We start from the raw sequence: 23,226 nt of genomic DNA on the forward strand, positions 1-23,226 counted from the left end.
GAGGAATTTGACGAAGACTCAAGGTCACGTCGGTACAGCGACCGACACTTCTCGACAGATCACGCGGTATGTGTCCCTGCGCCTCCGCGCGCAATTGCGCGCTAGGCAGGGACGACAGCGGCGGATTTGGCATGATGGTCGACATGCTGCGGGAAGCCCTGCCCACATCGTCACCCCCGCTGCATGCGCCCCGCCTCACTTGACGAGCCAGCCCTGCTCGCCCGCCACCTGCTTGACGTGCTCGAGATCCTCCTTGATGAACTTGTCGAACTCGGCACCCGTCAGGAAGGTGTCGACCTGGGACGTCTTCTCGATGTAGTCCTTCCACTCCGGCGTCGCCTGCACCTTCTTCATGAGGTCGACATAGAACGCGGCCTGGTCCGGCGTGACCTTGCCGGGCAGCCACACGGTGCGCGGCTGCTCATATTGCTTGATGTCGAGCCCTTGCTCGACGCAGGTCGGAACATCGCCCCAGCCTTCGGTCGCGGTGACCTTGGCCCCCTGCGGCAGCCGCTTCGGGCTGAAAACGCAGAGCGGCCGCTGCGTGCCGCCGCGCCATTGCCCGAGGCTTTCGCTGGGATTGTTGACGTGGGAATCGAGATGTCCGCCGGCGAGCTGCACGGCGGTCTCGGCGCCGCTCTTGAAGGGGATATAGGTCAGCTTGACCTTGCCGGCCTTCTCGATCATGCGCGTCAGCACCTCGTCGGTGTCCTTTGACTGGGCGCCCCCCATCTTGAACTCGCCCGATCCGGCCGCCTTCAGATAGTCACCCGCGGTCTTGTAAGGCGCGTCCTGCTTGACCCAGAGCAAAAACTCGTCCTGCGCCATCGCCGCTACGGGCGTGAGATCGGTGTAGTTGAAGGCGACCTTGGAGACGAGCGGCTGCTGCCAGGCGTTCGAGGTGCCGAAAATCACCTTGTAGGGATCGCCGGCGGAGGCCTTGCCATAGACATAGCCTTCCGCGCCGCTGCCGCCGCCCTTGTTGACGACGACGATCGGCTGCTCCGTCAGCTTGTGCTTGGTGATGATGTTCTGCACCGCGCGGGCGAGATTGTCGGTCCCGCCGCCCGGTCCGGCGGTGGCCACGAACTCGATCGGCTTTTGCGGTTGCCAGGCGCTGAGCGCCGGCATCGTGCCGGCGAGCATCGTCGCGGCTGCGGAGAGCAAGAATATCGACGTCCGACCCATGATTTCCTCCAGCGGATTTTACCTTTTATCGTTGTCGTATCGACGCCCGGTCAGGCGACGCGTTCCTCGCGTCTTCCTGCGCCTAAGACGATTGCGCCTTCTTTTTCGAGCGCTTCGATTTGCTTCTGGTCGAACCCGTACTCGGCCAGCACCTCGCTCGTATGCTCACCATAGACCGGCGCGCCCGAGAGGACTTTGCCTGGGGTCTCCGAAAACTTGACGGGCAGACCGATCGTCTTCACCGGGCCGAGCGTGGAATGCTCGACCTCGACGACCATCTCGCGCGCCAGCGTCTGGGGATCGCTGAGCGCTTCCAGCATGTCGTGAACTGGGCCGCACGGCACGCCCTTCTCGTCCAGCGCCGCGAGCCAATGCGCCCGCGACTTCGTGCGGAAGCGCTCGCTCAGGACGGCTTCGAGCTCCTTCAGGTTCGCCATGCGATCGGAACCGTTGACGAAGCGCGGATCGGCGGCGAGCTCGCTCGCGCCGAGCGCTTCCAGCATCAGGAGCCAATGTTTCTTGTTGGCGCCGCCGACCACGAGCCAGCCGTCCGAGGCCTCAAAAGCCTGATACGGCGCGTTGAGCGGATGCGCCGAGCCCATCGCGCGCGGCGCGGTGCCCGCGGCGAGCGCAATTGTCGACTGCCAATAGGTCTGCACCAGTGCGGCCTCATAGAGCGAGGTCTCGACCCACTGCCCCTCGCCCGTCTTCAGGCGATGGGTATAGGCAGCCAAAATGCCCATGCTTGCGAGCAGGCCGGCGGTGATGTCGGACAGCGGCGGGCCGCATTTGACGGGCGGACCATCCGGCCGTTCGCCGGTGAAGCTCATGATGCCGCTCATGGCCTGCGCGACGAGATCGAAACCGCGGCGATGCTTATAGGGACCGGTGCGGCCGAAGCCCGACAGCGAGCAGTAGATCAGCGCCGGGAATTGCTCGTGCATCGCCTCGTAGCCGAAGCCGAGGCGCTCCATCGCGCCCGGCGCAAAGTTCTCGACCAGCACGTCGGCATCAGCGATCAGCCGCCGCAGCACCTGCTTGCCGCCTTCGGTCTTCAGATCCAGCACGATGCCGCGCTTGTTGCGGTTCATCATCAGGAAGGAGGCCGCCTCCTCGCCGATCTTCGGCGGTACCGAATGGCGGGTGTCGTCGCCGTTCGGCGATTTCTCGATCTTGATGACGTCGGCGCCCATGTCGGCGAGCATCAGGGTGCAGGTCGGCCCGGCCATGACATGGGTGAGGTCGACGACCCTGAGGCCGGCCAGCGGTCCCGAACGGCGAGAGTTGGATTGCGATCGATCGCTTTGCATCGGGGCGTCCTATTGGCCGCGCCATTGCGGCGCGCGCTTGTTGAGGAAAGCATCGAGCCCTTCGCGAAAATCCTGGCTCGTGTAGCACATCAGGATGAGATCCTCGCCTTCGTCTCCCGTCAGCCGCTGTTGCAGCCGGCCGACCGCCTGCTTGGTCGCATTCAGCGTCAGCGGCGCATGACTGGCGACGAGCCGGGCCACTTCGTCGGCGCGCCGGTCCAGCGCAGCCAGATCCTCGACGATCTCGCCGAGCAGTCCGACGCTCGCCGCCTCCGTGGCATCGACAAGACGTGCGGTGAAGATCAGGTCCTTGACGCGCGCGGCACCGATGAGTGCGGTGAGACGGCCGACATTGGACATCGACAGGCAATTGCCGAGCGTCCGGGCGATGGGGAATCCAATCTGGGCACTGCGTGTGCCGATGCGCAGGTCGCAGGCCGCGGCGATGCCGGCGCCCCCGCCGGTGCAGAACCCGTTGATCGCCGCGATGGTCGGCACCCGGCACTGTTCGAGCGTGGTCAGGACGCGATCGATACGGTTCTCGTAGTCGATCGCATCCTGCGGCGACTTGAACTCGCGGAACTGGTTGATGTCGGTGCCCGCGGCGAACGCCTTGTCGCCGGCCCCGCGCAGCACCAGCACCTTGATCGCATGATCGCTGTTGGCCTCTTCGCAGATCGCGGCGAGCCGCTCGTACATGGCGAAAGTGAAGGCGTTGCGGGCCTGGGGGCGGTTGAAGGTGATCCGCCCGATGCCGTCGTTGCATTCAAAAACGAGGTCGTCTGCCCCTACCGCCCGGTCCATTTCCTCATATCCTCTTGTTTTTTACATTTTTGAATGCAAAATCTGCGATTAGCAAGCTGGAACTTCGAAATATCGATCGAATACCCCAGTTTTGCATTCAAATTGGAGTGCTAGTCCCCCATGCTTCACGAGGACGTCGTCGGCCGTATCCGGGCCATCCTGCTCGATGGCGAAATTCCGCCTGGCGCGCGGATTCCCGAGCGCGAGCTATGTGAACGGCTCGAGATCTCGCGCACGCCGCTGCGCGAGGCACTCAAGGTGCTGGCCGCCGAAGGCCTCGTGCAGTTGCTGCCGCATCGCGGCTCGCGCGCGGCAAAGCTGACCGACAAGGACATGCGCGACCTGTTCGAGGTCTGCCAGGGCCTGGAGGCCCTCGCCGGCGAGCTCGCCTGCGAACGCATCACGGACGCCGAGATCGACGAGATCGCCGCCGCGCATGCGGCCATGGTGCTGCATTATCGCGACGGCGATCTGATCCAGTACTACCGCGGCAATCGCGCCATCCACGAGGCCATCGTCACCGCAGCCGGAAATCCCGTGCTCGCGGGGCTCTACACATCAGTGACAGCGCGCATCCGGCGCGCGCGCTACGTCACGCCGATGACGCCGCAGCGCTGGGCGCTCGCCGTGAAGGAGCATGACGCCATCCTGAACGCGCTCCAGCGCCGCGACGGCCTCGGCCTCTCCCACATTTTGCGCGCGCATCTCCGCCACAAGCGCGAAGAGGTCTTGCAGGCGGGTTTTGCCGAGACGGAGGGGAACGATCTCACGCTGAAAATTGCGTAAGGCGCAATTCGCGTTGTCCTGGCCAGTGAGTGCGTCACACGTGGCCTTCCCGCCCGGCAGCTCGTTCTCGCTCCGCGTGAATCTGCGCACTAATTCCACTTGCTAGCTTGTCGCGGCCGGAGCAGCATACTTCTCTGCCGACCTGCGGCCGCGTGGCCCGATCAGGCCGGTCCCAACGCGCGAACAATCGCGCAAAACAAAAGACAAAAGCGGAGGAAACGCATGACAATCGATGTCTCCCGTCGGTCTCTTCTCACGCTCGGAGCGGGCCTTGGTGCCAGCGCCATGCTCGGCACCAGTGCGATGGCGCGGGCACCCAAGCTCGGCACTCAGACGCCCTACTGGCATCGCTTCGTTCTCGGCGATGCCGAGGTCACCGTCGTGTCCGACGGGCCGCTGCCGCTCGGCGATCCCTCCGGAACCTTCACCGGCGTTCCCAAGGAAGAGGTGAAGAAGATGCTGGCGGACAATTTCCTGTCGCCGGACAACGTCGTGCTCGAACAGAACTCGCCGATCGTGAACACCGGCGACAAGCTCATCCTGTTCGATACCGGCATGGGCTCATCGAAGATGTTCGGCGCCAGCACCGGCCGGCAACAGAAGAGCATGACCGAGGCCGGCATCAAGCCGGGGGACATCGATGCCGTCGTGTGCTCGCATGCCCATATCGACCATATCGGAGGCATCGTCGACGAAGGCGGCAAGCCGCTGTTTCCGAACGCGCAGATCTACATCTCGCAGACCGATTTCGACTTCTGGACCGACGAAGGCAAGCTCGGCAGTCCGGCCAAGGACTTCGTCGTTCACGCCCGCAAGAACCTGCTGCCGGTCCGTGACCGGATCGTGTTCTTCAAGGACGGCCAGGAATTCCTGCCGGGCGTGCAGGCGATCTCCGCGCCCGGTCACACCGTCGGCCACACCATCTTCTTGGTGTCGTCGGCCGGCAAGTCCTTCGCCTTCCTCGGCGACCTCTCGCACCATTCCGTGCTGCTGCTCGAGCGGCCGCGCATGGAATTCTCCTACGACACCGATCCGAAGCAGGCCGCGGAATCGCGCGTCAAACTGCTGACGATGCTTGCGGCCAACAAGACCCCGGTGATGTCCTATCACTTCGCCTGGCCGGGCTACGGCCATGTCGCCAAGGCCGGTGAAGGCTTCCACTATTATCCCGAACCGATGCAGATGACCTTGTAGCTCGTCAGGTCCGGGCGGCGCGTGCGCCGCCCGGACCATGACTGCTCCTATTCCGCGGGCTCCGCGACCCCAGGAAGATTCGAGGTGGCGACGTCCGCCCGGGCACCGGGGAATATCCGCTTCACCAGCACGAACAGGGCTGGCACGAAGAAGATGCCGAGCACGGTCGCCGCGATCATGCCGCCGGCGACGCCGATGCCGACCGCATTCTGGCTGGCCGAGCCGGCGCCGGTCGCCACCGCCAGCGGCAACACGCCGAGGATGAAGGCGAGCGAGGTCATCAGGATCGGGCGCAGGCGCTGACGTGACGCGTGCAGGGTGGCATCGACGAGGCTCCGGCCGGCCGCGATCTGCTCCAGCGCGAATTCGACGATCAGGATCGCGTTCTTCGAGGCAAGACCGATCGTCGTGAGCAGACCGACCTGGAAATAGACGTCGTTGGCCTGGCTGAACAGCGTCGCCGCGAGCAGCGCGCCGAGCACGCCGATCGGCACCGTCAGCATCACCGCGAATGGGACGGACCAGCTCTCGTAGAGTGCCGCAAGGCTCAGGAAGACGATCAGCAGCGAGATCGAATAGAGATACAGCGTCTGGCTGCCGGTGAGCCGTTCCTGGAACGACAATCCGGTCCATTCGTGGCCATAGCCCTTGGGCAGCCTGGCCATCTGCTCCTCCACCGCCTGCATGGCAACGCCCGAGCTGATGCCCGGCCCCGCCTGCCCCTGCAACTCGACGGCGGCAACGCCGTTGTAGCGCTCGAGGCGCGGCGAGCCAAAGCTCCAGCGATCGGTAGCGACCGCCGAGAACGGCACCATCGAGCCCGAGGCGTTGCGCACATACCAGCGGCCGATGTCGCTGGTATCCATGCGGAACGGCGCATCGCTCTGCACATAGACCTGCTTGACGCGGCCGCGGTCGATGAAGTCGTTGACATAGGCCCCGCCCCAGGCCGCCGACAATGTGGTGTTGAGATCGCTGAGGTTGACGCCGAGCGCGGTGGCCTTGGCCTGGTCGACGTCGAGGTTGAATTGCGGCGTATCGTCCTGACCGTTCGGCCGGGCCTGCGCCACGCGCTTGTCCGCCGCGAGCTGCCCGAGCAGCTGGTTGCGCGCCTGGATCAGCGCCTCGTGACCGTTGCCGCCGGTGTCCTGGAGATAGACGTCGAATCCGCCGGCATTGCCGAAGCCGGGGATCGACGGCGGCAGCACCGCGAACACCATGGCGTCGCGGATTTTCATGAACGCCCCCATGGCACGGCCGGCCACGGCCTGCGCCGAGGCCGCAGGACTCTTGCGCTCGTCGAACGGCTTCAGGCTGACGAAGGCGAGGCCGACATTCTGCCCCTGCCCCGCGAAGCTGAAGCCGCTGACCGCGAACACGCCGTCGACGGCATCCTTCTCGTTGTCGAGATATTGATGCTCGACCTGCTTGATCACGTCGAGCGTGCGCGTCGACGTCGCGCCGACCGGGAGCTGGATCAGGGTCATGATCGTGCCCTGGTCCTCGTCGGGCAGGAACGAGCTCGGCAGCCGCTGGAACAGCAAGACCATGCCGGCGACGATCGCCGCGAAGGCGATCATCACCCCGGCGATGCGCCTGATCGCGGCGCCCGTGGTGCGCTGATAACCGTCGGCCATGCGGTCGAAGCCGCGGTTGAACAGGCCGAAGAAGCCGCGCTGCGCGCCATGGTGTTGCGGCGGCTTCAGGATCGTGACGCACAAAGCCGGCGTCAGGATCAGCGCGACCAGCACCGACAGCAGCATCGCCGTGACGATGGTGAGCGCGAACTGCCGGTAGATGATGCCGACCGAGCCGTTGAAGAACGCCATCGGGATGAAGACGGCCGAGAGCACGACGCCGATCCCGACCAGGGCCCCGGTGATCTCGCGCATGGATTTCTCGGTCGCCTCGCGCGGGCTAAGCTGCTCCTCGGCCATCACGCGCTCGACGTTTTCGACCACGACGATGGCATCGTCGACCAGGAGGCCGATCGCCAGCACCATCGCGAACATCGTCAGCGTATTGATGGAATAGCCGGCGAGCGAGAGCACGCCGAAGGTCCCGAGCAGCACCACCGGCACGGCAATGGTCGGAATGATGGTGGCGCGCCAGCTCTGCAGGAACACGAACATCACGACGAAAACCAGCGCGATCGCCTCGAACAGCGTGTGGATCACCTTCTCGATCGACAGCTTGACGAAGGGCGTGGTGTCGTAGGGGTAGACGACGCGGAGCCCCTCCGGCATGGTGGCGCTGAGCTGGGCAACGCGCGCCTTCACCGCTTCCGAGGTCGCGACCGCATTGGCGCCGGTCGCAAGGCTGATGCCCATGCCCGCGGCCGGCTTGCCGTTGTAGCGCGCGGCGGAATCATAGGACTTCGAACCGAGCTCGACCCGCGCGACGTCGCCGATACGGACCGTCTGACCGGTCGTGGCCGTGCGCAGGATGATGTCCTTGAATTGCTCGACCGTCTGCAGGCGGCTCTGCGAGGTGATGGTGGCATTGAGCTGCTGGCCGCCGACAGACGGCAGGCCGCCGAGCTGGCCGGCGGTCACCTGCGTGTTCTGGGTCTGGATCGCCGCGGTCACGTCGCTGGGCATCAGATTGTATTTGGCCAGCTTGTCGGGATCGAGCCAGATGCGCATGGCGTATTCGGCGCCGAACAACGTCACCTGCCCGACGCCGGCAACGCGACTGATCGGATCGTTGACCGAGGAGGCCACGTAGTCGGCGATGTCGCTGGCGGCAAGCCGACCGTCCTCGGAGACGAAACCCAGCACCATCAAGAAGCTCGCCGAGGACTTCACGACCTTGATGCCCTGCTGCTGCACGACCTGCGGCAGCAGCGGAGTTGCAAGCTGCAGCTTGTTCTGCACCTGCACCTGGGCGATGTCGGCATCGGCCCCGTTGGTGAAGGTCAGCGAGATCTGCACTTGGCCCGTCGAGGTGCTCGACGACGACATGTATTGCAGATAGTCGAGACCGGTCATGTTCTGCTCGATGACCTTGGTCACCGAGTTCTCCGCGGTCTCGGCATTGGCGCCGGGATAGGTCGCCGTGATCGTGACGACGGTCGGCGCGATCTGCGGATATTGCGCGATCGGCAGCCGCATGATCGCGAGCACGCCGCCCAGCATGATCAGGATGGCGATGACCCAGGCGAAGATCGGCCGCTTGATGAAGAAATGGGACATGACGGTTACTGCTCGGCTGTGGCGGCTGCAGGCCGCGCGTCGGCCTGCCGCGTCGGATTCACGGCAAGACCGGTTGCGGGATCGACCGCGACCTCGACGGTCTTGACCGGCGCGCCGGGGCGAGCCTTCTGCGTTCCCTCGACGACCAGGCGGTCGCCCGCCTTGGCGCCGGAGCGCACCAGCCAGTTGCTGCCGACGTCCTCTCCGAGTTCCAGCGTCCGCTGCTCGACCTTGCCGTCCTTGTCGACGAACATCGCCACCGCCTGCCCCAGCGGATTACGCGAGACCGCCCGCTGCGGCACCAGGATCGCGGCCGTGTCCACGCCGGCGACGACGCGGGCGCGCACATACATGCCCGGCAGCAGCGCCCGCTCGGGATTGGCGAAGACCGCGCGCGACGAGACCGAGCCGGTGCTCTCGTTGACACTGGCATCGGTGAAGCCGTACTTGCCCTTGTGGCCGTAAGCCCTGCCGCTCTCCATCAAGAGCTCGACCTGCACGCCTTCGGCAGGACGCTTAAGCCGGCCACTGGCGATCTGGTTGCGCAGGCGTTCCATCTCGGAGGTCGACTGATCGAGGTCGACATAGACAGGGTCGAGCTGCTGGATCGTCGTCATCGCGGTCGCCTGGCTGGCGGTGACCAGCGCACCGGGCGTGATGCTCGACTTGCCGATCCGGCCCGAGATCGAGGCCGTGACCTTGGTGCGATCCAGCGAGATCGCAGCCGTGTCGCGGTTGGCCTCCGCCGCCTTCACGTCGGCCTCGCCCTGCTTGTAGGCGGCGACCGCATCGTCGACATCCTGCTGGCTCGCCGCATTGGTTTGCAGAAGCTGGGTCTTGCGCGCGGCCTTGAGCTTGACGCTGACGAGCGTTGCCTCCGACCTCTGCACCGCGGCCTCGGCGCTGGCCAAGCCCGCCTTGTACTGCACCGGATCGATCTCATAGAGCAGGTCGCCTTCCCTGACCTCGGCGCCTTCCACGAAGTCGCGCTTGAGCAGAATGCCCGTGACCTGCGGCCGGACCTCGGAAACCTGGTAGGCGACGACGCGGCCCGGCAGCACCGTCGAGATCTTCGCTTCCTGCGGTTTCAGGGTCATGATGCCGACCTCTGGCACCATCTGCTGCAATGCCGCTTGCGGGTTCTGCTCCCCGCAAGCGGCAAGCAGCAGGGCAATCAAGGGAACAGCGCGGACGATCGGGGAACGCATGAGACGATCCATGGGTAAGTTGCGGCCCCTGAAGGGCATCGCGCGGAAACATTTGGAAACTATTCAGTTTCCATTGGGAAACTTGGTAGTTTCCTTCCCTGAAGTCAAGTGCTAGGCTGCCTGCACAACGGCGTTCAAGCAGTCGTGAAGCAGCTCAAATTCAAGCGGGTACGTCCATGGCGAAAGAAGCCAGCAGTCAGAGGCGCATTGCTCCGCCGTCGGAGCGGACCAAGCCGACCGTGGGCCCCGCCCCCGACGCTCGCATGAGGCAATTGCTGGCGGCGGCGAAGGACACCTTCACCAGCAAAGGGTTTGCCGCGACGACGATGGACGACATCGCCGGTGCCGCCGGGATGTCGAAGAAGACGCTCTACAAATTGTTCGAGAGCAAGACCGAGCTGTTCCGCGCCATGCTGCTGCGCAGCTTGCCGGAAGCCGATTACGCAGACACCCCTTCGGAAGGATCACCAGTGATCCGGCTTCGAAACATGCTGCGCGAGGCGGCCAACGTCGCGCTGTCGCCTGGCGAGATCGCCCTGCAGCGTTTGATCATCGGTGAACGTCAGGCGTCCCCGGAGCTGGGGCGTATGTTCGCCGAGGTCATCATGGAAAGCGGCACGGAGCATATCGTCGAGCTACTGAAGGCAGTTCGCCTGGAGCCCCGTTTTGAGGGCGTGCCGCTCCGCCTCATTGCCGAAATGCTGTTCGGCATGGTGTTCAGCCACGATCATTTCAGGCTGCTGACAGACACCGCATTCAAGTTCAATCGCCGCGCCCTGGACCGGCGGATCGATCTTGCCATTGCAACCTTCTGTGCGGCCGACGAATAAGCGTGAGCCGCCTCGCTCGGCTTGGAAGAAGGTCAGCAGCCGAGCCTATCGGCGATCCCGCCAAAGTCCTTGGCGACGATGTCCCACTTGCCGGTGGCTTCGAAATCGACCTTCTGGAGCGGACCGTACTCCGTCGGCCGTGCGACGAACGCGGTCTTCAGGCCGTTCTTCTGCGCCGCCGCGAGATCGCCGTTGTGGGCGGCGACCATCATCACCTCCTCCGGCTTGAGGCAGAGCAGCCTTGCTGCGCCCAGATAGGTTTCCGGATCGGGCTTGTAGTGCTCGAACAGCTCGGCCGACATGACGAGATCCCACGGCAGGCCGGCAAACTTCGCCATGTTGGTGAGCAGCGCGACATTGCCGTTCGATAGCGGCGAGATCACGAATTTCGACTTCAGCCGGGTGAGGCCCGCGACGCTGTCTGGCCAGGGATTGAGGCGATGCCAGCCCTTGGTGAGATAATCGAGATCGGCGTCAGTGAGGCCCTTGATCGCGAACTGCGCGACCAGCTTCTCTAGCGAGCGGCGGTGCAGATCATCCAGCATGACATAGCCGCGCTCGGGATGTTTGCGCACATCGTCCATCGAGGCCATGTACATGCCGCGCCAGCCGTCGACGAGCGCCGCCCAGTCGGCACTGATGCCGCGCTGCCTGCTCCACCACATGAAGTCGGTGATGAGGCTGGTGCGCCAGTCCACAACCGTGCCGAAGACGTCGAAGACAAGGGCTTTGACGGCGGAGAGTTCGGACATGGCGCTTCCCGTGATTGTTCTTGTTGTCATTCCGGGATGCGCCGTTAGGCGCAGGCCCGGAATCCATACTCCCGATCGTGGTTATGGATTCCGGGCTCGACGCTTTGCGTCGCCCCGGAATGACGGGCAGTTGTTATGCCCTACTTAGTCCAGATGGAACTTCGCAAGCTCGCGATGCTCGGCCTTGATGTAGCGCACGGTGCCGGTGACCGAACGCATCACCACCGTCTCGGTCTCGATCACGCCGTCCTTGCGAAATTTGACGCCCGAGAGCAGCGAGCCCGTGGTGACGCCGGTGGCGGCGAACAGGCAGTCGCCGCGCGCCATGTCCTCGATGCCGTAGATCATCTTGGGATCGTTGACGCCCATCTTGGCGGCGCGTTCACGCTTCTCGTCGGAATCGAGGATGAGACGGCACTGCATCTGGCCGCCGATGCAGCGCAGCGCCACGGCCGCGAGCACGCCTTCCGGCGCGCCGCCGGTGCCGAGATACATGTCGACGCCGGTGTTATCGGGGTCGGCGCAATGGATCACGCCGGCCACGTCGCCGTCGGTGATCAGGCGCACGGCGGCGCCGGTCGAGCGCACGCTCTCGATGATGCTGGCATGGCGCGGACGATCGAGCACCAGAACCGTGATGCCGTCGGGCTGGACACCCTTGGCCTTGGCGAGACGGCGGACGTTGTCGGCCGGCGTTGCATCGAGATCGACGACGCCCTTGTTGTAGCCCGGCCCGATCGCGAGCTTCTGCATGTAGACGTCGGGGGCGTGCAGCAGCGTACCGCCGTCGGCCATCGCCATGGTGGCAATCGAGCCCGGCATGTTCTTGGCGCACAGCGTGGTGCCTTCGAGCGGATCGACCGCGATGTCGACCTGCGGGCCGGCGTTCAGGCCGACCTTCTCGCCGATGAAGAGCATCGGCGCCTCGTCGCGCTCGCCCTCGCCGATCACGATGGTGCCCTCGATCGGGAGCTTGTTGAGCTCGCGGCGCATCGCATCCACCGCAGCCTGGTCGGCCGCTTTCTCGTTGCCGTGCCCGCGCAGCCGCGCCGACGACACCGCCGCCCGCTCCGTCACCCGCACGATCTCCAGCGTGAGGATGCGCTCGAGCAACGCGTGCGGGGGGACTGAAATATGGGTCGACATCGGCTCACTCCTTCGAAACGGTTTTGGACAGAAGTCTCTGCCCGCATCAACTCTCAACGCCCACGGTTCGTTCGTTCAAACCGCCTCATTGTTTCAGCATGACCTTTCCGGAAAACCGCTTCGCACTATGTGCTGGCGCGGTCCTTCGGATCCGGGACATGCTCAGTTCTTCTCGATCCGGATCACCTGCGGCCGTCCGCTGATCACCTTGTCCTTCTGCACGGCGGCGAGCGCGCGGCGCACCGCGTCCTCATGCGTCGCGTAGGTGATCAGGATGACGGGCACAGGAACCGCCTTGCCGTCGGCTGGCGCAGCGCCGCCATTGGGATGACGCTGCACGATCGACTCGATCGAAATCTTCTGCTCTGCCAGCCGCGTCGCGATCGCAGCCGCGGTGCCGGGGAAATCGCGCGCCAGAAGGCGGATGTAATAGCCGCCCTCGTGCCGCTCCATCGGCGCCTTCTTGGTGTCGCGCAAATGAGAAATGGGCCGGCCGAACGGATTGGCGCGGATTCCGCGCGCGACATCGGCGATATCGGCGACGACGGCGGATGCCGTCGCGGCACCGCCGGCGCCGGGGCCGACCAGCGTGATCGGCGGAATGCCCTCGCCGTCGATTGTGACCGCATTGGTGACGCCCATCACCTGCGCGATCGAGGAGGATTTCGGAACCATGGTCGGATGCACGCGCTGCTCGATGCCCTTGGCGGTGCGCACCGCAACGCCGAGCAGCTTGACGCGGTAGCCGAGATCGGCCGCCGCGCGCAGATCTTCCGGCGCGATGGAGGAGATGCCTTCGACATACACCGCGCTTTGAGCAACTTTCGTGCCGAAAGCGAGGCTGGCGAGAATGGCGAGTTTTTGCGCGGTGTCATGGCCGTCGACGTCGAAGGACGGGTTGGCCTCGGCATAACCGAGCCGCTGCGCATCCGCGAGGCATTCGGCGAAGGACAGGCCTTCCTGCTCCATCCGGGTCAGGATGTAATTGCAGGTGCCGTTGAGGATGCCATAGACGCGGTTGATGCCGGTTCCGGCAAGACCCTCGCGCAACGTCTTGATGACGGGGATCGCGGCGCCGACGGCTGCCTCGTAATTCAGCGCACCGCTGTGCTTTTCAGCGGCCTTTGCCAGTTTCAAACCGTGCTTCGCGAGCAGCGCCTTGTTTGCCGTGACCACTGACTTGCCGGCGCTGAGCGCGGCCTCGACCGCCGACAGCGCGGGATCGCCGGCGCCGCCCATCAGCTCGACGAAGCAATCGATGCCGGGATGCGTGGCCAGCGCCAACGGATCCTTGACCCATTCGACGCCGCGCAGGTCGATGCCGCGCTTCTTCGCCTTCGAGCGCGCGGTGACGGCGACGACGCGGATACCGCGGCCGCTGCGGCCTGCGAGCACGCGGGCCTGCGTTTCAATCAAACGGACAACTTCGGCGCCCACGGTGCCGAGCCCCGCTATGCCCACTTTCAGGGGTGCAACCATGATGACTTAGAAAACCTGCCGAAGAGAACTTAACGCCGATTGGCGAGCGGAACGACGTTGTGCAACGTTTCGATGCCGCTTTCAAGGAAGCGTCGCACGCCGCGCGCGGCCTGCCTGATCCGTTGCTCGTTTTCCACCATGGCGATGCGGACATATCCTTCACCATGCTCGCCGAAGCCGACGCCGGGCGAGACCGCAACGCCGGATTTCTCCACCATCAGGGTCGCGAATTGCATGCTGCCGACGCTGCGGAAGGCTTCGGGCAGCGGCACCCAGGCGAACATCGAGGCCTCCGGCGGCGGGATCTCCCAGCCGGCGCGGCCGAACGATTCCACCAGCGCATCGCGGCGCTTGCGGTAGGTGTCGCGCATCTCCTTGATGCAATCGTCGGGACCGTTCAGTGCGGCGGTCGCCGCGACCTGCACCGGCGTGAAGGCGCCGTAATCGAGATAGGATTTGACGCGGGCGAGCGCTGCGATCACGCGCTCGTTGCCGACCGCAAAGCCCATGCGCCAGCCGGCCATCGAATAGGTCTTCGACATCGAGGTGAACTCGACGGAGACGTCCATCGCGCCGGGCACCTGGAGCACCGAGGGCGGCGGATTGTTCTCGTCGAAATAGACCTCGGCATAAGCGAGATCGGACAGGATCAGGATCTCGTGCTTCTTCGCGAACGCGACGAGGTCCTTGTAGAAATCCAGGCTCGCGACATAGGCGGTCGGGTTCGAGGGATAGCAGACGACGAGCGCCAGCGGCTTGGGGATCGAATGCACGATCGCCCGCTCCACCGCCTCGAAGAACTGCGGCGTCGGCTCCGACGGCACCGAGCGGATCACGCCGCCCGCCATCAAAAAGCCGAAGGCGTGAATCGGGTAGCTCGGGTTCGGACAGAGGATGACGTCGCCGGGCGCGGTGATCGCCTGCGCCACGTTGGCAAAGCCTTCCTTCGAGCCCAGCGTCGCGACGATCTGGGTGTCGGGGTTGAGCTTCACGCCGAAGCGGCGGGCGTAGTAGCCGGCCTGGGCCCGGCGCAGTCCGGGGATGCCGCGGGACGCCGAGTAGCGATCGGTGCGCGGCTTGCCCAGCGTCTCCTTCAGCTTCTCAAGCACATGCGCCGGGGCCGGCAGATCCGGGTTGCCCATGCCGAGGTCGATGATATCGGCGCCGGCATTCCGCGCGGCCGCCTTGGCCCGATTGACCTGCTCGAACACGTAAGGCGGAAGGCGGCGGATGCGGTAAAATTCTTCCATGGCTCTCTGGGCTCCGGGGCAACCGGTCAGGACAGAATCGACAGGCCAGGACGGCGCTTCGGAAAGGCGTCCATTTTCGCCGTGAAAATTACTCAAAATCAAATGCTTAGAGCAATCATCGACGACGAAGACTGAAGTCGTTCGCCCTGACTCTCGGCTGAACGTGGTCTTTTAGCACGGCAAGGCGGGGGCGCCAGCGATTACCTTGGAGCGGCTCATTTCGCATCCTTGCCGGCGACGGCCTGGCGATCGCGCGCTGCGGCGAGCTCAGCCTCGATCTTGGCGCGCTGCTCCGGCGGGATGACCGCTTGATCACGATCCGGCGGCAGGTCGTGCACCGGCAGGTAGGTGCCGGGCTCCCTGGGATGCGCCTGCGCGTCCGCGGGGGTCATATCCGCGAGCTGGCTCGAGCAGCCGCCAACGGCGAGCGCCGCGATCAGCAGCGCGCCGCGGATCGGCAGCGTCTTTTGCAGGTCCCACAACGCCAACACTTGGGAAATCCCCTACTCGTCCCAAAGCACGGCCCCGGGCAACCTTACCCAAGACCGCGCCCAAGCTCAAACCATTGCTGCCCAAATGGTGCGAGCGAGAAAACAGCCATTGCCCACCAAGCCGAGCGGTGCGGCCCGAATGTGACGGAACCAAGAAGATTTGTCGCAGTGCAACACATCTTCGAGAGTGTTTAACGTCAAACATGCGAGCTTCGCGGTGACGAATACGGAATGAACCGTTACTGTTCTGCTCATGAGCATGGCCACGACCGATACGCCCAAACCCGAGACGAAGTTCGATGCGGAAGCCTTCGCGATGAATGTCGCGCGGGCGATGGAGAGCGGCGGCAAGGCGCTGGCCGCCTACCTCAAGCCGCGCGAGAGCGGCGAGGTGCAGGATCGCCCGCCGGCCGAGCTCGCCGAGGTCGTCAAGACCTTCACCTCGGTCGCCGAATACTGGCTGTCGGATACGTCCCGCTCCTCCGATCTGCAGACCAAGCTCGCCAAGGACTATCTCGACCTCTGGGGCTCGGCGGTGCGCCGCATGGCCGGCCAGGACGCAGCGCCCGCGATCGCGCCCTCGCCGCGCGACAAGCGCTTTGCCGACCCGGAATGGAAGTCGAACCAGTTCTTCGATTTCGTCATGCAGCTCTATCTGCTCACGACCAGATGGGCGCAGGAGCTGGTGCGCGACGCCGAAGGGCTCGATCCGCAGACCCGCCGCAAGGCGGAGTTCTACGTCCAGCAGGTCATCAACGCGATCTCGCCGTCCAACTTCGTGCTGACCAATCCGGAGGTGCTGCGCGAAACGGTGGCCAGCAGCGGCGAGAACCTCGCCCGCGGCCTGAAGATGCTGGCCGAGGATATCGCAGCCGGAAAGGGCATGCTGAAGATCCGCCAGTCCAACCCGGACAACCTCGTCGTCGGCGTCAACATGGCGACGACGCCGGGCAAGGTGATTTACCAGAACGAGATGATGCAGCTGATCCAGTATTCGCCGTCCACGGAGACGGTGCTGCGCACTCCGCTCCTGATCGTGCCGCCCTGGATCAACAAGTTCTACATCCTCGATCTCAAGCCGGAGAAATCCTACATCAAGTGGTGCGTCGACCAGGGCATCACCGTGTTCGTGATCTCATGGGTCAATCCCGACAAGCGGCTCGGCAACAAGAGCTGGGAAGACTACATGAAGGAAGGCCCGCTCACGGCGATGGACGTGATCGAGAGGGTCACCGGCGAGATGAAGGTGCACACCGCCGGCTATTGCGTCGGCGGCACCATGCTCGCGACCACGCTGGCCTGGCTCGCCGAGAAGCGCCGCCAACGCGTGTCGTCGGCGACGTTCTTCGCCGCACAGGTCGACTTCACCCATGCGGGTGACCTCCTGGTGTTCGTCGACGAGGAGCAGATCGCGGCGCTCGAGCAGGACATGAAGGCGGCCGGCGTGCTCGAAGGCTCGAAGATGGCGATGGCCTTCAACATGCTGCGCTCCAACGATCTGATCTGGTCCTACGTCGTCAGCAACTACCTGAAGGGGCAGCAGCCGAGCGCGTTCGACCTCTTGCACTGGAATTCGGACGCGACGCGCATGACCGCGTCGAACCATTCCTATTATTTGCGCAATTGCTATCTGGAGAACCGGCTCTCCACCGGCACGATGGTACTCGACAACACGCTGCTCGATCTCTCCAAGGTCAAGGTGCCCGTCTACAACCTCGCCACCCGCGAGGACCACATCGCGCCCGCTGAATCGGTGCTGTACGGCTCGCAGTTCTTCGGCGGTCCGGTGAAATACGTGCTGTCCGGCTCGGGCCACATCGCCGGCGTCGTCAATCCGCCCGCCTCGAACAAGTACCAGTACTGGACCAACGACAACATCAAGGACGTCAACGTCGCCCAATGGATGAAGGACGCGGTCGAGCACAAGGGCTCGTGGTGGCCGGATTGGCGTCAATGGCTGGGCGAGCTCGATCCGGAGCAAGTCCCGGCGCGCAGCGTCGGCAGCGACGCCCTGCCGGCGATCGAGGACGCGCCCGGCAGCTATGTCAGGGTTCGCGCATAGCGGAATCTTCCGCGCTTTTGTATAGACTCGCGCTCAACGCAGCGACGACAGAGGGGACCCGACCATGACGCGCGAACTGTTCTGGCTGACACTGACGGTGATCCTGACCGGGATCCTCTGGATCCCCTACACCATCAACCGCTGCCAGGTCCGCGGCCTCAGCGGCGCCATGGCCAACCCCTCGCGCGGCGACAAGCCGCAGGCGGAATGGGCGAACCGCCTGATGTTCGCGCATGACAACGCGGTTGAGAACCTCGTGCTCTTTGCGCCGCTGGTACTGATCCTCAACGCGATCGACTATTCCACAAAATGGACCGTGCTCGCCTGCGCCGTCTATTTCTGGTCGCGCGTCGCACATCTCATCGTCTACGCGATCGGCATCCCGGTGTTCCGCACCCTGGCCTTCACCGTCGGCTTCCTCGCCCAGGCCGTGCTGGCGCTGGCGATCTTCAAGGTGGTTTGATTTCGTGTCCCGGACGCGCGAAGCGCGAGCCGGGACCCAGAAGGCCGCTACCAACAGGGAAGAGTGGGCCCCGGCTCTGCAGCGCACCGCTGAAGGAGCGCTGCGCTGCGTCCGGGGCGCGAGACTGCCCTACTCCTCCGGCAATCCCAGCATCAGCCGCATGTTCTGTACGGCGGCGCCCGAGGCGCCCTTGCCGAGATTGTCGAGCCGGGCGACCAGCACCGCCTGGTGATATTTGTCGCTGGCGAAGACGTAGAGCTCGAGCATGTTGGTCTCGTTGAGCGCCTCCGGCTCGATCCGGCCGCCTTTGGCCGCCTCGTTCTGGAGCGGCATCACCTTGACGTATTTCGAGCCGACGTAGCGCTTGGCGAGCGCAGCCTGCAGATCGGTACCGCCGGGCTTGCCGGGCAGCGTGTCGAGCTGCAGAGGCACCGAGACCAGCATGCCCTGCCGATAGTTGCCCACCGACGGAATGAAGATCGGCCGCCGCGTCAGGTTCGAATAGAGCTGCATTTCCGGCAGATGCTTGTGCTCGAAGCCGAGGCCGTAGAGTTCAAAGGACGGCGCGCTGCCGTCCTCGAAGCTCGCGATCATCGACTTGCCGCCGCCGGAATAGCCGCTCACCGCGTTGACGGTGACGGGATAATCGGGCGGCAACAGACCGGCATCGACGATCGGCCGCAGCAGCGCAATCGCGCCGGTCGGATAGCAACCGGGATTGGAGACCTTCTTCGCCGCCTTGATCTTGCCGGCCTGGTCAGCCGTCAGCTCCGGAAAGCCGTAGGCCCAATCGGGCGCGACCCGGTAGGCGGTCGAGGCGTCCAGCACCTTCGGGCCCGAAGCGCCCATGCTGTCGACCAGCGCAACCGTTTCCTTGGCGGCATCGTCGGGCAGGCAGAGGATGACGAGATCCACCTCCTCCATCAGCGCCTTCTTGGCCGCGGGGTCCTTGCGCTTGTCGTCGGCGATCGTCCTCACGACGACGTCGTTCTGGAGTTTCAGCCGCTCGTTGATGCCGAGCCCGGTGGTGCCGGAGCCGCCGTCGACGAAGACGGTCGCGGGTTTGGTGGCAGCGCCCTTCGGGGCCTGTTTGATGTCAGCGAGGCTCATGGTGCGCTCCCTTCGAGCATGTTCGTGTCGTCTGCAAAAACCTGCGGCCTGGCCTGCCGCATCAAAAGTGAGATCTGCTTGGCGTCGGCATCGCCGGCGCCGAGCGCATTGGCGATCGCCGTGTAGTCGGCGTCGGACTTGTGCTGGTTGAGCTTGAAGCTGCCTTCGACCTCCTCAACCGTCATCACCAGACCCACAATCGCCTTCTTCATCGCCTCGAGCCGTCCGGCCGTCATCTTGTCCGATGTCCACGGCTTCTTCGGCCGCAGCCAGTTCTCGAACTTGTCGCTGAGCGTGTCGATCTGCACCGCCAACTCGTCGTCAGACAACATCCGCACCGGCCCGCTCAGATGCACCGACTGGTAGAGCCAGGTCGGCACCTGGTCCGGCGAGACGTACCAATCCGGCGATACATAGGCATCGGGGCCATTGATCGCGAGCAGCCAGGACGCTGCGCCATCCGCAAGCTTTAGCAGCGGATTGTGACGGGCGACATGAAAGGCCGCCTGCGGCGTGCCATCGGCCGCATAGGTCAGATAGAACGGCAGCGGGGAAGCGACCGGCTTGTGACCGTCAAAGGCGCACATGGTGCCGAAGCCGCGCTCTTCGGCGAACTTCAGGCTTGCGGCGCGGTCCTGCTTGAAAAAGGGTGGCGTGTACATCGTGGTCTCCTGCTGGGCCTCCTTGGGGGGCCGCCGGATCAGATCGCGCTGACAGGAGAGAGAATGCCGCGGATCGGATCCAGCGGCAAAGACGATGATCTCAAACGCGATCGACCGCCCAAACCGCTAAAGAGCGGCGGCGGCGACGAGCGAACAGGATGGTCGCGGCGTTGATCATGGCGCGCGGCTATAAGGCCAGATCGGGTTTCCGTCAAGGTTTCGGCGTCAGATCACCCGCCAGATCCATTCCATGATCTTCGCGAGCACGTCGCCGAACATCAGGAGCACGGCGGACCAGATCAGGGCCGAGACGAAATTGGCGGCCTGGAAGCTCCAATAAGGCATCTCGAAGATGCCGGCCGCAAGCGGCACCGAGGCGCGCAAGGGCCCGAAGAAGCGGCCGATGAAGATGCTGGGGATGCCCCAGCTGCGCACGAAAGCCTCGCCCCTGGGCAGGAGCTCCGGATAGCGCGAGAGCGGCCACATCTGGGCGACCTTCTCCTTGTAGCGGTAGCCGAACCAGTACGAGACCCAGTCGCCGAGCGCCGCGCCGAGGCCGCCGGCGATCCAGACCGGGTAGAAGCTGATGCCGCTCGCCCCGATCAGCGCACCGATCGCGACCAGCGCGCCCCAGGCCGGGACCAGCAGCGAGATGAAGGCGAGCGATTCCCCGAAGGCGAGCAGGAACACGATCGGAGCCGCCCAGGCCTGGTGAACGCGCACGAAATCGGCCAGGGCGTGCGCAAATTGCTCCATCTAAAAAAAAGCCTTCCCGCCCCGTCTCAAGGTGCTGCTCGATGAAAAAGACTGGTAAGCCAAGGGCTTGTGTGACATCAAGTCACAAAACTCGCTCGGCGCCGACGGTCCGGTCAAATTGCCGGGAATTGCAGGGCCTGCGGCGTAAAATCGCCGGGATTGACTCCCAACCAAACCGCCCCGGCCGCCCGCGGTAACCTTTCCAAGTCAGAAGTGGCATAGTCGGCCTAACCGATTCGCCGCTTATGCGGCCCTCAAAGCGTATCAAGATATATGTCCAAACAGTTGAAACCCAAAGCAAAAGACGATTTTTTCGGCGGCGATGAGCCAAAGCCTCGCACGCCTGCCAAGGCGGCTTCGCGCGGAACCGGCGGCGAAGCCGACTACACGGCAGCCGACATCGAGGTGCTCGAAGGCCTGGAACCGGTGCGGCGCCGACCCGGCATGTATATCGGCGGCACCGATGAGAAGGCGCTGCATCATCTGTTCGCCGAGGTCATCGACAACTCGATGGACGAGGCGCTGGCGGGACATGCGACCTTCATCGGCGTCGAACTCTCCGCGGACGGCTTCCTGACCGTCACCGACAACGGCCGCGGCATCCCGATCGACCCGCATCCAAAATTTCCGAAGAAATCGGCGCTCGAAGTCATCATGTGCACGCTGCATTCGGGCGGCAAGTTCGACAGCAAGGTCTACGAGACCTCCGGCGGCTTGCACGGCGTCGGCATCTCCGTGGTGAACGCCCTCTCCTCGCTGCTCGAGGTCGAGGTCGCGCGCAGCCAGAAGCTCTACCGCATGACCTTCGAGCGCGGACACCCCAAGGGCAAGCTCGAGGATCTGGGCAAGATCAACAACCGCCGCGGCACGCGCGTCCGCTTCAAGCCCGATACCGACATCTTCGGCGCCAAGGCTGCGTTCAAGCCGCAGCGCCTGTTCAAGATGACGCGCTCGAAGGCGTATCTGTTCGGCGGCGTCGAGATCCGCTGGAATTGCGCGCCCGAACTGCTCAAAGGCGTCGAGGACGTACCGGCCGAAGCGACATTCCACTTCCCCGGCGGCCTCAAGGATTATCTGGCGGCAGCAATTCACGCCGACACGCAGGTCCACCCGGATATCTTCTCCGGCAAGTCGGGCCGCAACGGCGCGCATGGCGCCTGCGAATGGGCGGTGGCCTGGACCGCGGATGCCGACGGCTTCCTCTCTTCCTACACCAACACCGTCCCGACACCCGATGGCGGCACGCACGAATCCGGCCTGCGCAGCGCGCTGCTGCGCGGCCTGAAGGATCACGCCGAGCGCGTCGGTCAGGGCAAGCGCGCCTCGTCCATTACGTCGGAAGACGTGATGGTCGGTGCCGCCGTCATGCTTTCCGTGTTCGTGCGCGAGCCCGAATTCCAGGGCCAGACCAAGGATCGTCTCGCCACCGCGGAAGCGCAGCGCATCGTCGAACAGGCGATGAAGGATCCGTTCGATCACTGGCTGTCGGGCAATCCGAACATGGCCAACAGGCTGCTCGATTTCGTGATCGACCGCGCCGAGGAGCGGCTGCGCCGCCGCCAGGAAAAGGAGACGGCGCGCAAGACCGCCGGCAAGAAGCTGCGGCTGCCCGGCAAGCTCGCCGACTGCACCGATGCCGGCACCGAAGGCTCCGAGCTCTTCATCGTCGAAGGCGACTCGGCCGGCGGCAGCGCCAAGCAGGCGCGTGACCGCAAGACTCAGGCCGTGCTGCCGCTGCGCGGCAAGATCCTCAACGTCGCCTCCGCCGGCAAGGACAAGCTGACGGCCAATGCCCAGCTCTCCGACCTCGTGCAGGCGATCGGCTGCGGCCAGCTCCTGCAATACCGAGAAGAGGATCTGCGCTATCAGCGCATCATCATCATGACCGACGCCGACGTCGACGGCGCGCACATCGCTTCGCTGCTGATCACATTCTTCTACCGGCAGATGCCGCGGCTGATCGACGAGGGTCACCTCTTCCTGGCCGTGCCGCCGCTCTACAAGCTCACGCACGGCACCAAGTCGGTTTACGCGCGCGACGACAAGCACAAGGAAGAGTTGATCAAAAGCGCGTTCAACGCCAACGCCAAGGTCGAGGTGAACCGCTTCAAAGGCCTCGGCGAGATGATGCCGGCGCAGCTCAAGGAGACCACCATGGATCCGAGGAAGCGCACGCTGCTCAAGGTGGTGCTGCTCGCCGACGATCGCGACACCACGGCGGATTCGGTGGAACGGCTGATGGGCACCAAGGCCGAGGCGCGCTTCGCCTTCATCTCGGACAAGGCCGAGTTCGCCAGCGAGGAGCTGCTGGACGTTTGAGCCCTCGGCCCTGTAGCGCTCCGTCAAGAGCCCCGGCGAAAAGCCGGGGCTCTTTTGCTTTGCGGGGGCGATGACGTCGCTGCGGTCCGTATGGCCTTGAGCGATTCCCGGAATCGTCGTTGCGACTCGGCCAACGACTCACGGCGCTCAGGCGGAGGCACGACTGCCTCCATTTCGGACAAGGCCGGTTTGCTAACGAAACCTTACCCAAGGTTGAATTCC

At 64.5% G+C, this 23,226-nt stretch carries 19 protein-coding genes; 6 read left to right on the plus strand and 13 right to left on the minus strand.

Annotated elements, in window-relative coordinates:
* Nucleotides 1-195: 195 nt before the first annotated feature.
* Genes CIT37_RS21845 through CIT37_RS21855 form a run of 3 tightly spaced genes read right to left on the minus strand, consistent with a single transcriptional unit; the run spans nt 196 to nt 3,302 of the window.
* The gene (locus CIT37_RS21845) at nt 196-1,188 is read right to left on the minus strand and encodes a Bug family tripartite tricarboxylate transporter substrate binding protein (RefSeq protein ID WP_038946677.1); all 993 of its coding nucleotides are present in this window, start codon (nt 1,186-1,188) and stop codon (nt 196-198) included.
* A 50-nt stretch (nt 1,189-1,238) separates the two neighbouring features.
* Entirely contained in the window at nt 1,239-2,498 is a 1,260-nt protein-coding gene (locus tag CIT37_RS21850; RefSeq protein WP_038946676.1) for a CaiB/BaiF CoA transferase family protein, read from the minus strand.
* 9 nt (nt 2,499-2,507) lie between these two features.
* Nucleotides 2,508-3,302 carry an enoyl-CoA hydratase/isomerase family protein gene (locus tag CIT37_RS21855; protein ID WP_028144794.1) on the minus strand — a complete coding sequence of 265 codons (795 nt, stop codon included), beginning with the start codon at nt 3,300-3,302 and terminating at the stop codon, nt 2,508-2,510.
* 120 nt (nt 3,303-3,422) lie between these two features.
* On the opposite strand from CIT37_RS21855, the gene CIT37_RS21860 reads away from it, so the two are divergent.
* Nucleotides 3,423-4,088: a GntR family transcriptional regulator gene (locus CIT37_RS21860; protein WP_038970218.1), complete on the plus strand. Its 666-nt coding sequence runs from the start codon at nt 3,423-3,425 to the stop codon at nt 4,086-4,088.
* Between the two features lie 222 nt (nt 4,089-4,310).
* Complete coding sequence (locus CIT37_RS21865) at nt 4,311-5,282, plus strand: MBL fold metallo-hydrolase (protein WP_095424226.1); 972 nt, start codon at nt 4,311-4,313, stop codon at nt 5,280-5,282.
* A 47-nt stretch (nt 5,283-5,329) separates the two neighbouring features.
* Here the strand turns inward: CIT37_RS21865 and CIT37_RS21870 are convergent, their stop codons facing one another.
* Nucleotides 5,330-8,476, minus strand: coding sequence for an efflux RND transporter permease subunit (locus CIT37_RS21870; protein WP_095424227.1), 3,147 nt, complete (start codon nt 8,474-8,476; stop codon nt 5,330-5,332).
* A 5-nt stretch (nt 8,477-8,481) separates the two neighbouring features.
* Nucleotides 8,482-9,684 (minus strand): efflux RND transporter periplasmic adaptor subunit, encoded by a 1,203-nt coding sequence (locus CIT37_RS21875; RefSeq protein WP_049801653.1) that lies wholly within the window; start codon nt 9,682-9,684, stop codon nt 8,482-8,484.
* A gap of 176 nt (nt 9,685-9,860) precedes the next feature.
* Between CIT37_RS21875 and CIT37_RS21880 the strand changes: the two genes are divergently transcribed.
* Nucleotides 9,861-10,514, plus strand: a complete 654-nt coding sequence (locus CIT37_RS21880) for a TetR/AcrR family transcriptional regulator (RefSeq protein WP_028144799.1) — start codon at nt 9,861-9,863, stop codon at nt 10,512-10,514.
* Nucleotides 10,515-10,546: 32 nt separating this feature from the next.
* Here CIT37_RS21880 and CIT37_RS21885 read toward each other — a convergent pair whose 3' ends face one another.
* The 5 genes from CIT37_RS21885 to CIT37_RS21905 form a co-directional block, all read right to left on the minus strand.
* Nucleotides 10,547-11,266, minus strand: a complete 720-nt coding sequence (locus CIT37_RS21885) for a haloacid dehalogenase type II (protein WP_095424228.1) — start codon at nt 11,264-11,266, stop codon at nt 10,547-10,549.
* Between the two features lie 144 nt (nt 11,267-11,410).
* Entirely contained in the window at nt 11,411-12,412 is a 1,002-nt protein-coding gene (gene glpX, locus CIT37_RS21890) for a class II fructose-bisphosphatase (RefSeq protein WP_018323059.1), read from the minus strand.
* 162 nt (nt 12,413-12,574) lie between these two features.
* Nucleotides 12,575-13,891, minus strand: coding sequence for a homoserine dehydrogenase (locus CIT37_RS21895; protein WP_028144801.1), 1,317 nt, complete (start codon nt 13,889-13,891; stop codon nt 12,575-12,577).
* A 29-nt stretch (nt 13,892-13,920) separates the two neighbouring features.
* Complete coding sequence (locus tag CIT37_RS21900) at nt 13,921-15,141, minus strand: LL-diaminopimelate aminotransferase (protein WP_028144802.1); 1,221 nt, start codon at nt 15,139-15,141, stop codon at nt 13,921-13,923.
* Nucleotides 15,142-15,356: 215 nt separating this feature from the next.
* A complete protein-coding gene (locus CIT37_RS21905) occupies nt 15,357-15,632 on the minus strand; it encodes a hypothetical protein (RefSeq protein WP_038946669.1) in 276 nt (91 codons plus the stop codon).
* A gap of 253 nt (nt 15,633-15,885) precedes the next feature.
* On the opposite strand from CIT37_RS21905, the gene CIT37_RS21910 reads away from it, so the two are divergent.
* The gene (locus tag CIT37_RS21910) at nt 15,886-17,694 is read left to right on the plus strand and encodes a PHA/PHB synthase family protein (protein ID WP_028144804.1); all 1,809 of its coding nucleotides are present in this window, start codon (nt 15,886-15,888) and stop codon (nt 17,692-17,694) included.
* 64 nt (nt 17,695-17,758) lie between these two features.
* Nucleotides 17,759-18,157 carry an MAPEG family protein gene (locus CIT37_RS21915; RefSeq protein WP_028144805.1) on the plus strand — a complete coding sequence of 133 codons (399 nt, stop codon included), beginning with the start codon at nt 17,759-17,761 and terminating at the stop codon, nt 18,155-18,157.
* Nucleotides 18,158-18,286: 129 nt separating this feature from the next.
* On the opposite strand, the gene argC is transcribed toward CIT37_RS21915, so the two are convergent.
* From argC to CIT37_RS21930, 3 genes are all read right to left on the minus strand, one after another.
* The gene (gene argC / locus CIT37_RS21920) at nt 18,287-19,267 is read right to left on the minus strand and encodes an N-acetyl-gamma-glutamyl-phosphate reductase (RefSeq protein ID WP_038946668.1); all 981 of its coding nucleotides are present in this window, start codon (nt 19,265-19,267) and stop codon (nt 18,287-18,289) included.
* Nucleotides 19,264-19,929, minus strand: coding sequence for an FMN-binding negative transcriptional regulator (locus CIT37_RS21925; RefSeq protein ID WP_095424229.1), 666 nt, complete (start codon nt 19,927-19,929; stop codon nt 19,264-19,266). Before CIT37_RS21925 ends, argC begins: the two co-directional genes overlap by 4 nt.
* A 225-nt stretch (nt 19,930-20,154) precedes the next feature.
* Nucleotides 20,155-20,685 carry a DedA family protein gene (locus tag CIT37_RS21930; protein ID WP_038946665.1) on the minus strand — a complete coding sequence of 177 codons (531 nt, stop codon included), beginning with the start codon at nt 20,683-20,685 and terminating at the stop codon, nt 20,155-20,157.
* Between the two features lie 273 nt (nt 20,686-20,958).
* On the opposite strand from CIT37_RS21930, the gene parE reads away from it, so the two are divergent.
* Nucleotides 20,959-23,004, plus strand: coding sequence for a DNA topoisomerase IV subunit B (gene parE, locus CIT37_RS21935; protein ID WP_095424230.1), 2,046 nt, complete (start codon nt 20,959-20,961; stop codon nt 23,002-23,004).
* The last annotated feature ends 222 nt before the right edge of the window (nt 23,005-23,226 follow it).

It is taken from the genome of Bradyrhizobium ottawaense (assembly GCF_002278135.3).
Classification (GTDB): Bacteria; Pseudomonadota; Alphaproteobacteria; order Rhizobiales; family Xanthobacteraceae; genus Bradyrhizobium; species Bradyrhizobium ottawaense.

What these genes read in the sequence shown, in the direction of transcription:
- CIT37_RS21845 (WP_038946677.1), bottom strand. Translation starts at nt 1,188, where the DNA reads ATGGGTCGGACGTCGATATTCTTGCTCTCCGCAGCCGCGACGATGCTC.
- CIT37_RS21850 (WP_038946676.1), bottom strand. Translation starts at nt 2,498, where the DNA reads ATGCAAAGCGATCGATCGCAATCCAACTCTCGCCGTTCGGGACCGCTG.
- CIT37_RS21855 (WP_028144794.1), bottom strand. Translation starts at nt 3,302, where the DNA reads ATGGACCGGGCGGTAGGGGCAGACGACCTCGTTTTTGAATGCAACGAC.
- CIT37_RS21860 (WP_038970218.1), top strand. Translation starts at nt 3,423, where the DNA reads ATGCTTCACGAGGACGTCGTCGGCCGTATCCGGGCCATCCTGCTCGAT.
- CIT37_RS21865 (WP_095424226.1), top strand. Translation starts at nt 4,311, where the DNA reads ATGACAATCGATGTCTCCCGTCGGTCTCTTCTCACGCTCGGAGCGGGC.
- CIT37_RS21870 (WP_095424227.1), bottom strand. Translation starts at nt 8,476, where the DNA reads ATGTCCCATTTCTTCATCAAGCGGCCGATCTTCGCCTGGGTCATCGCC.
- CIT37_RS21875 (WP_049801653.1), bottom strand. Translation starts at nt 9,684, where the DNA reads ATGCGTTCCCCGATCGTCCGCGCTGTTCCCTTGATTGCCCTGCTGCTT.
- CIT37_RS21880 (WP_028144799.1), top strand. Translation starts at nt 9,861, where the DNA reads ATGGCGAAAGAAGCCAGCAGTCAGAGGCGCATTGCTCCGCCGTCGGAG.
- CIT37_RS21885 (WP_095424228.1), bottom strand. Translation starts at nt 11,266, where the DNA reads ATGTCCGAACTCTCCGCCGTCAAAGCCCTTGTCTTCGACGTCTTCGGC.
- glpX (WP_018323059.1), bottom strand. Translation starts at nt 12,412, where the DNA reads ATGTCGACCCATATTTCAGTCCCCCCGCACGCGTTGCTCGAGCGCATC.
- CIT37_RS21895 (WP_028144801.1), bottom strand. Translation starts at nt 13,891, where the DNA reads ATGGTTGCACCCCTGAAAGTGGGCATAGCGGGGCTCGGCACCGTGGGC.
- CIT37_RS21900 (WP_028144802.1), bottom strand. Translation starts at nt 15,141, where the DNA reads ATGGAAGAATTTTACCGCATCCGCCGCCTTCCGCCTTACGTGTTCGAG.
- CIT37_RS21910 (WP_028144804.1), top strand. Translation starts at nt 15,886, where the DNA reads ATGAGCATGGCCACGACCGATACGCCCAAACCCGAGACGAAGTTCGAT.
- CIT37_RS21915 (WP_028144805.1), top strand. Translation starts at nt 17,759, where the DNA reads ATGACGCGCGAACTGTTCTGGCTGACACTGACGGTGATCCTGACCGGG.
- argC (WP_038946668.1), bottom strand. Translation starts at nt 19,267, where the DNA reads ATGAGCCTCGCTGACATCAAACAGGCCCCGAAGGGCGCTGCCACCAAA.
- CIT37_RS21925 (WP_095424229.1), bottom strand. Translation starts at nt 19,929, where the DNA reads ATGTACACGCCACCCTTTTTCAAGCAGGACCGCGCCGCAAGCCTGAAG.
- CIT37_RS21930 (WP_038946665.1), bottom strand. Translation starts at nt 20,685, where the DNA reads ATGGAGCAATTTGCGCACGCCCTGGCCGATTTCGTGCGCGTTCACCAG.
- parE (WP_095424230.1), top strand. Translation starts at nt 20,959, where the DNA reads ATGTCCAAACAGTTGAAACCCAAAGCAAAAGACGATTTTTTCGGCGGC.